At 56.4% G+C, this 7,735-nt stretch carries 8 protein-coding genes; all 8 read right to left on the bottom strand.

The features are described 5' to 3' along the window. Positions 1 to 62: 62 nt before the first annotated feature. The gene (locus tag ACIQ36_RS16550) at positions 63 to 761 is read right to left on the bottom strand and encodes a hypothetical protein (RefSeq protein WP_395831323.1); all 699 of its coding nucleotides are present in this window, start codon (positions 759 to 761) and stop codon (positions 63 to 65) included. After that, positions 758 to 3,178, bottom strand: a complete 2,421-nt coding sequence (locus ACIQ36_RS16545) for a helicase HerA domain-containing protein (RefSeq protein ID WP_395831321.1) — start codon at positions 3,176 to 3,178, stop codon at positions 758 to 760. Before ACIQ36_RS16545 ends, ACIQ36_RS16550 begins: the two co-directional genes overlap by 4 nt. 6 nt (positions 3,179 to 3,184) lie before the next feature. Beyond that, entirely contained in the window at positions 3,185 to 3,448 is a 264-nt protein-coding gene (locus ACIQ36_RS16540; RefSeq protein ID WP_395831319.1) for a hypothetical protein, read from the bottom strand. Further along, a complete protein-coding gene (locus tag ACIQ36_RS16535) occupies positions 3,445 to 3,780 on the bottom strand; it encodes a TrbC/VirB2 family protein (RefSeq protein ID WP_395831317.1) in 336 nt (111 codons plus the stop codon). Before ACIQ36_RS16535 ends, ACIQ36_RS16540 begins: the two co-directional genes overlap by 4 nt. 336 nt (positions 3,781 to 4,116) lie before the next feature. Continuing rightward, the gene (locus ACIQ36_RS16530; RefSeq protein WP_395831315.1) at positions 4,117 to 5,025 is read right to left on the bottom strand and encodes an ATPase, T2SS/T4P/T4SS family; all 909 of its coding nucleotides are present in this window, start codon (positions 5,023 to 5,025) and stop codon (positions 4,117 to 4,119) included. A gap of 1,563 nt (positions 5,026 to 6,588) precedes the next feature. Then, positions 6,589 to 6,936 carry a hypothetical protein gene (locus tag ACIQ36_RS16525; protein WP_395831313.1) on the bottom strand — a complete coding sequence of 116 codons (348 nt, stop codon included), beginning with the start codon at positions 6,934 to 6,936 and terminating at the stop codon, positions 6,589 to 6,591. Positions 6,937 to 6,975: 39 nt separating this feature from the next. After that, positions 6,976 to 7,515, bottom strand: a complete 540-nt coding sequence (locus ACIQ36_RS16520) for a DUF5710 domain-containing protein (RefSeq protein ID WP_395831311.1) — start codon at positions 7,513 to 7,515, stop codon at positions 6,976 to 6,978. 29 nt (positions 7,516 to 7,544) lie between these two features. Beyond that, positions 7,545 to 7,721, bottom strand: a complete 177-nt coding sequence (locus ACIQ36_RS16515) for an RES family NAD+ phosphorylase (protein ID WP_395831326.1) — start codon at positions 7,719 to 7,721, stop codon at positions 7,545 to 7,547. Positions 7,722 to 7,735 lie beyond the last annotated feature (14 nt).

The raw sequence follows: 7,735 nt of genomic DNA, 5'->3' as shown, positions 1-7,735 counted from the left end.
AGCACCCGTCAGGTATGGGACGATAACTTCTTGCAGATCAATTGGGGGGAGCGGTTTAGTGCTCATTTAAAAATCTCCCCTAAGCGAGACGGCGGCAGTTCCACGCGCAACGGCGCAGACTGAATCTTGAAAGCGGCTAGGTCGCGCTCGCGTTCCTGGAGCGCCCGGCTTTCTTGGGCATTCTGAAGCCGCAGTGTCTGGGCCAAGACCAATTGCTGGGTATTGAGTTGATCGCCCAAGGTGCCGAGCATTTCGGTTGCCGCTTGGATTGACCCGACCACGCCAACCTGAGCATTACTGTTAGCGAGATTGATCTGGATCTGCTCGGCTTGGCGCTGCGACTGCCGAAGTTGCTCACGTAAAACCGCGTAGCTGTTTGCCGCCGTCGCATGGCCGATTTGGCGAGGCTGATCCCAAGTCTGGCCGACCGCGACGCCGGTTTGCCCTGGGGCAATCGGGCCGTAGACACCGTCGTAGGTCGCCCGGTCGCCAAGGCTATCCGTCACCGCCGTCAACTGCCGAATTATCCCAATGGCCTGATTGATTAAAAACTGCGCCTGGAACCGATCAACCCCGCCCTTCTGCTGGGTCAGCATCGTGAGCTGGTTTTGGATCTGAATGAAGGCACGCAGGGCCGAGAGGATATTCTCAACGTGATTTTGGCCATCATAGACTTTCAGTTGCGCCATCGCCGGGAAGGCAGGAACGACGCCCCCTAAAATCAGTGAGGTTGAGAGCAGTAGCGCGAAGGTCCGTGTCATGCGGCGGCTCCCTTGGGCAGCGGCACGCCTTTTTTGGCGAGCAATTGATGGTGAAAAGGTTGGCGTGAGCCGCTGGCCTCGATCTGGTCGAGCAGCGGGTGCTGGGCACGGTCGGTGGTGCCGCAGAGAACGCGGGTAATCGGCCCCGAGGGCAGGGAGAAGAGTCGCGCACCGAGCGCGGAGAGCAGGTAATAATCCGCCTTGGGAGCCGCCTCTTGCAGCCGCTCCATCTGGCGCTGATTGAGCCCCAATTGCTCGTAGATCGGGCGCACGGCGAGATCGAGAATTTTCGGGTTGGGCAGCAGGATCGTGGTTGCGACCGATTGGAACACCGCCGCCCCGATGACACTACGCTGGAGATCGTCGGGGCTTTGCGTATCGAAGACCATCGACACGTTGAACTTCCGCATCGTCACCAGATACTGTTTGACGCGCTTGGCCTCCTCCTCCTCCTGAAAATGCATCCAGGCTTCGGAGAGGAAGAAAATCGTCGGGCGGCTATCGGCAAACAGCCGCTCCATCCGGTGATAAATGTAATCGAGCACGATTGGGCTGAGGTCGCGGTCGCCGTGGATCGCGCCAAACTCAAACACCTGCCAAAAATGATCCTGGATCGCCTCGCCGGTGCGGTCGAAGAGGTAGGCCTGTGATCCTGCGCCCGTGAACGGTGCGAGCGCGGTCTTAAGGTCGTTATTTTGCACCAAGGCGCGAAGGGTCGTGAGCGTGCGCGCATCGAGGGGCATCTCTTGCAAGGAGGTCAGCCCATTGGCCAGCGCTTCGATTTCCTTGGCATCGATCTCGCGCTTCAGCCCGGCTTTGCAGATCCGGCGCAGCCAGCGCAATGCAAAATCATGGACCGGCTTCAGGTGAACATCCCGCAGCGGTTGGAACCCAGGAAAATGCGGATTGGAGAGGTCGTAAAATTGGCCGCCCATGGCCAGCGTCGTCGCCCGCGATGAGCCGTCTTTGTCGATCCCGACGATGCGCGCGCCGGGGTATTTAAGAAAACTGCTGATGAGGACATTGACGAGGTAGGATTTACCCGCGCCGGTCGGCCCCATGATGAGCGTGTGACCAATATCCGAGACGTGCAAATTCAGCCGGAACGTCGCCGAGCCACCGGTCTTGGCATAGAGCAGCGCCGGGCCTTTTAAATGGCCGTTGGTCGCCTCACCCGGCCAGAGCGAGGTAAAAGGCGCAAAATGCGCCATATTCATCGTGCTCAGAACCGGCTGGCGGACGTTGTTATTGGCGTTTCCGGGAAGGGTGCCGAGCCAAGCCTCGAAGACGTTCAGTTTTTCGACATGAGCGGTGAACCCTGCGCTATCCATGGCCGATACAACGGCTTTAGCGCGCTCCTCGGCCTCGCTGCGGCTTTTGCCGGTGACGATCACGGTGAAGGTCAAAATCCCCTGCGCCGCGCGCGCCTGTGCAAGATCGGCGAGCGCGTCATTGGCTTCTTGCGTTCGCAGCATCGCCTCGGGATTTTGCAGGGGCGAATCGGCCTGATCGATGGAGTTGGTGAGATATTGTTTGGCGGAAAAGCGCTTCGAGAACCATTTGGTGCGGATCTTCTGGAGGGCCTTCTCGGCATCGCCACGGCTCAGCGCAATCCAGCGGGCTGAAACGCGCAGCGGCATCGACAGATGATCAAGCCCGGCCAGCATCGCCGCCATACTTTCAGCGGGGAAAGCGCGGATCGAGACGGCGCGCAGGTGGCGCTCGCCAATGCGGGGCTCCAAGCCGGGGACGATATTGACCGTTGTGCAGAGATAATCCAGGGCTGACGCGAAGCCGGGCAGGCGGCGCTCGCGATAATCTTCGCCAACCGTTGCCGAGAGATACGTGAAAACCTCGTCATCGCCCATCACGCGCAGCGTCTGGAAGCTCTTGGTCAGCGCGGTCAGCCAAGCATCGGTGGTTTCGAGAAAGCGATTGAGGATATGACCGTAATTGGCCTCCTCATGCTGGGCGTTCACCAGAAATAGCGCTTGGATTTTGCTGTAGACGGTCGGCGGCGGCAGATATTGGATCGCGAGCACATAGCGGCTGACGAAGCGATTATCCGCGCCACCATAGGCCGCCCGAAATTCATCGTCGATCCAACGCGCGGCTTCAGTCGGCCAGTCTGATGTCGGGTAGGGTTCGGCCTCGTGTTTCAGCAACTCCGACCAGACGGCGTAACCCGTTTCCAATCGCGAGAACAGCGCCCCGACACGGGCACTAAAAGCGTGGCGCGCTGCATCGGTAAGGCTATCGAGGTCCGGCCCCGAATAGGTGACGAAGCGCACAAACGAGCCGTCCTTGCACAGCACGGTGCCCGGCCCGACCAGCGCTGCCCAGGGCAGCAGATCGGCGACCTTCTGGCGCGGGGTCGGTTTGGAGCGCGAAAAAGCGAGAAGATTGGCGAGGCCCATGATCGCTCAGGCCTGATAGACGCGCCGGCGATGCCAGGCACGGAGGAGGATTTCGAGGGCGTAGGGGTCAAAGCGCGCGGCGATAGACGCTGCGGTGTGACACATGGCGTAGACGATGAGCGCACCGACAAGCCCGGCGACCTTATCCTGCGACCAATTGAAATAGGTAACAGGAATAAAGATGTATTTTGTATACCATGCCCTCGGCACTCCCATGAGGAGAATGCGCTCCGTTCCAATGCGGCGAATGGGTTCGCGGTGAGCGCTCATGGAAGGAGAGCCCCGCCACCAACCCCAAAAAACGGCAGAGCCCAAGTGAGGACTGACGCTACTGCAAAACCGCCGATGACGTAGCGAGCCCCTCGCCCCAACCATTTATGCATCCGGTCTTCATCGAACATAAAACCGAGACCGAGCATCACGGTAATTGCCGTAAGAGCCCAGCGGACGAAGTCGCCACTGATAAAATTAACCAATCGTTGTCCGGGACTGGACCAAGGAAGGTCGCCACTGCCAGTCGAGGCAAAGACAGAGTCCGGGTATACGCAGGCCAGCAAGAGAACAAAGCTCAAGCAGGCCATGCGGTGCGAGCGCATGAGCATGGATACTCCTGGGGTGTCAGGGTATTGGGGAGAAATGCAGTGTGGGCGCGCAGAGGACGGAAACGCCGTGCGCGGGGGTCACATTGGCAGAAACACTATGTGCCGCTTTGGGCTATCGCCTGCGGTGGTTTCTGCTCGCTGCTGTGGCCCGCACGGATTCCGATTTTACGGCGCGGTAGGTTCCACTCACAACTTCGTGTGCTCATCCAGCTTGCGGCCTTCGAACGCATCACGCATAAATCCGTCTAGCATTAACCACATGAACCATTCAAGCGAAAAATTATCGGAATAATATGAATACATATGTAGTCTACCCGGTATCCGCGAAACAATGCCCTAGGCGGCGATACGATCAAAGCTGTAACGGGCCGTAGTTGGATCATACTGGATGTTCTGGATCATATCCGTTACCCGTCGTCCTTCGGGGGTACGAGCAATCTGGACAATCAGCCCCACCGTCCGGGCAATCTGCCGATGCGGGATCTGCGTGCTCACTTCGGCAATCAGATCCTCGGCCCGGTAGAGCACGTCTTCGACACTATCGGCGTGCAAGGTTGTCAAACCGCCGGGATGTCCCGTGTTCCAGGCTTTAAACAGTTCGCGCAAGGTCATGCCGTCGCGGCACTCGCCAATATGGATGCGATCTGGACGCAGGCGTAGCGCGATCACCAGAAGCGCCTGCGCGGTGATGACGGGATTGCTGGCGCGGGTGAATAGGATCGTCGCATTCTTGGCGACGGTGCGCAGTTCAGGCAGATCCTGAATGATGACGTGGCGATCCCCGCTCAGGCAGGTCTCGGCCAAAAGGCTATTGGCGAAGGTGCTTTTACCGGAGCCCGTGGCCCCGCTAATGATGATATTGCGGCGCTCGACCAAGGCCTGCCGCAGTACCGCGGCGTGGGTTGGGCTTAGGGTGCCGCGCGCGACCTGCTCGTCTAGGGTAATAACTTTACGGGCAGGCATGCGGATAGAGAAGGTCGGAGCGAGCACCATGGGCGGGAGCTGCCCTTGGAACCGCTCCAAACTCTCTGGAAAAATCGCGCTGACGAACGGCCGGTCGCGATTGGCGAGTTCGCCCATCGAATCGGCCATCAACTCGATGATAGTGGTGCGAGCCCCCTCAGGGATAAAGAGGCCCGTATCAATCGACGATTCCTTCAGCGTGTCTAGCCATACCCGCCCGTCTTCATTGACGATCAGTTCGACGGTGTCGGGATCTCGATACAGCTCCGCTAAATCCCCCATAAGAGGGAGGATTTTGTTTATGAGCGATTGGGAACGGTCATTCGCCATCGGTTACAAATTCCAGACCATCTCTCGCAATCAGTCGAACCATCCCGTTTTCCGAAGGTTCTAAGTCGCATTCAATGGATACATACTGGTTAGGGCTAATGTTGTTGATTGCCCATCGCGCATTCTTATCTAAGAACCAGACCTGCATTGCAGTGGCCTTCGCTCCTAACTCTTTGCGGCCGCGCCGATTTTTTCGTGGCGAGAGGGCAACCGATACGGCAGCGTCTCCCAGTCGGGTAAGGGTCATAACCCTTCCGACTACAAATCCCACTTCCAACCGGGTTGCTCAAATGTCGCCGAAGCGTATTACGGGTTGATTCTGTTTATCCGGCTCTTTATAGCCGTCATCAGCCTCGTGCATTGTCCTAAAGCCCTGTGCATGGGGTTAGGTCGGGGATGTGCCGTTGGAAGCGGCCGCCCCGGCCGCCTTGTTTTCGAACAAGGTAGGAACACGATACTGACGCAGTGTCCCTGGCGCAAGGGCTTTATTTAACGAGTCGTTAGTAAATACAGGTGTAGTCGCTTACAATACTAAAACGCCCGCATACAATAATAATAATCGTTTAAAATCAATATTAACCAAACCAGGAGAGTGCAGTATTACCACTGCGATTCAACCGGGACTCATGCTACTGGGTCTTTCTGTACTGGGCACTCAGGCGCGATATGATGTTATATTTTAATCCCTTTGACTTTCTTTATTCCTTAGAGAATTTTCAATTAATTTGGTCGCATTGGTGGAAGAAGTAGAGGGGGATTGCCCCTCAGATAATGTGCCTGCCAACCTAAGGCGGAGCGTTGACGGATGCCCGGCGTTACAGAGCTGGACCGGCGTCACGATGGGACGTTTTTTGAGAATCGGGAACCGCACCGCCGCGTTGGCTTCATTAGCTGCGGCGGAGAGCACGAGGACACCGACCGTCATTGCGATTGCAGCGAGACGCCGATACCGCTAATTTAGTGAGAAGCTCAGTCAAAAACACGCTAATGTTGCGCAGCTATGGGTATGCAACAGGCCGACTGTAATCAGATATGTGTTTTGCTTAACATAGAATGAAAGAAGCATCATGATATTTGCTGACTTAGGACAATAAAAATTAAATAATGGTCGCACTGTAATTGAATACCATCCGCGCAGCATAAGCGTAAATGGAACCGCAATCCCTATTGATAATGTCAGCAAGTTATCAATCCGACAGAAACGGCGTAAAATATGGCCCCTCGTTGTAGGCTCATTGCTGCTCCTTTCCGCTCCAGGCCCGATTATTGAAAACTCCGCCGCTGGCTACGGAATGCTAACTTTCGGCATAATCATGATACTGCCATACGTCCTAATAAAAACAGAAATGTTCGTAGAAATTCAATTAAACAGCGGTTCACCCATACATATTCACGCCAAAGACCGCTCTGATCTAGACAAGGTTAGGGAGATGCTGCATCAAAAATTAGACACAGGCGAGCCGAGCAACGGGTCTTTCGCCATAGGAAACTAGTCGAAAGTGACAGAAACACGCGCTACGGCCTGACAAAGCGCGTCACGTTAGTCGCAGGCGTTGGTTGCTCGTCTGCCCTTTGCGGTGAGCCTGGCGCAATAAATCGCGTTGCTTGCGCATTGCCCCCATCGATCGGTTGAACGACCGTTTCAGCGGAACGCTTTTTGATAATCGTAAACCGCACCGGCGCTTCCGTATCCTCGGCTGTAACGGTTGGTCGCGGTGCCTGGTTACGGCCAGGGGCCGATGATAGGCTTTGCACCGCAACGTCGGGCAGCGGCAGGCTTGCCACCGGCGGATCAGCGGGCGGGGTTTGCGCGGCTAGCGATGTCGTAAAAAGAAGCGCGGTGAGGAATGAACAACGGTGCACTTTTATGTCCTCGATGGGTTGAAAGATTTGGACAACGGTTCAAGGGCTGACAGCCGGCGCGAAAACCTGATCCGTAGCCGCTGCCGTATGGGCCTTGAATATCCAGGGGATAGTGGCAGCATGCTTCATCGCGAGGGGCCACAACATTGCGTGGCATCGCATCAGATCTTGGCTGCTGAGTATGGCTCTTCGGATGTGTTCGATTAATGCGGCAAGGCTGACGTCGTCACCGTGCATGATGCTCTCGTTGATTTCCCCCCAGCAAATGTGCGTCATTTCGCACGTGGCGACACGATCATTGCCGCTTAGGCAAATCTCCCAGATATCTTGGCTTCGGCCGCTCATGACCGGAAGGTTATTGATCTTGGCACAATGCTCTTTGCCGGATTGGCTCGTTGGGTAAAAGACCAAAACCTCCGGTGCCGTAGACCAGTCGAATGTAATCCAAGGTGCGAAGGGAGCCATAGAATACCCATCAGGGACATACCAAAGTCGGGCCTTTGGGTCCCAGCGGCCGCCGATCTTCTTCACGTCATCTTTCTCTTCAAACGGTACAGAAATCCAACGTCGCGTCGCCATCGCGCCCTCATCTTTGATGATTGATGCGGTTATACACCGTGTATCGAATAATGCTCGGACCCATCCCAAATAATATCCCAAGAGGCCGCTGGGCGAACATTCTGGATAGATCCGGGGTCAAAGACGACGAGGCACCGCCCTCCTGGCGCGCGGACGGAAGGATAAATCAGTCCCTTGTGTTCGTCGCGTCTCAGCGCCTGAGCCAATTCCTGCCCAACCG

Source organism: Elstera sp., assembly GCF_044372965.1.
Taxonomy (GTDB): domain Bacteria; phylum Pseudomonadota; class Alphaproteobacteria; order Elsterales; family Elsteraceae; genus Elstera.
Note: the sequence above shows the minus strand (reverse complement) of the source record. Positions and strands in the feature narration are given on the sequence as shown.

Coding starts and splice junctions, on each gene's coding strand:
- ACIQ36_RS16550 (WP_395831323.1), bottom strand. CDS start 761: ATGACACGGACCTTCGCGCTACTGCTCTCAACCTCACTGATTTTAGGG.
- ACIQ36_RS16530 (WP_395831315.1), bottom strand. CDS start 5,025: ATGGGGGATTTAGCGGAGCTGTATCGAGATCCCGACACCGTCGAACTG.
- ACIQ36_RS16545 (WP_395831321.1), bottom strand. CDS start 3,178: ATGGGCCTCGCCAATCTTCTCGCTTTTTCGCGCTCCAAACCGACCCCG.
- ACIQ36_RS16540 (WP_395831319.1), bottom strand. CDS start 3,448: ATGAGCGCTCACCGCGAACCCATTCGCCGCATTGGAACGGAGCGCATT.
- ACIQ36_RS16535 (WP_395831317.1), bottom strand. CDS start 3,780: ATGCTCATGCGCTCGCACCGCATGGCCTGCTTGAGCTTTGTTCTCTTG.
- ACIQ36_RS16520 (WP_395831311.1), bottom strand. CDS start 7,515: ATGGCGACGCGACGTTGGATTTCTGTACCGTTTGAAGAGAAAGATGAC.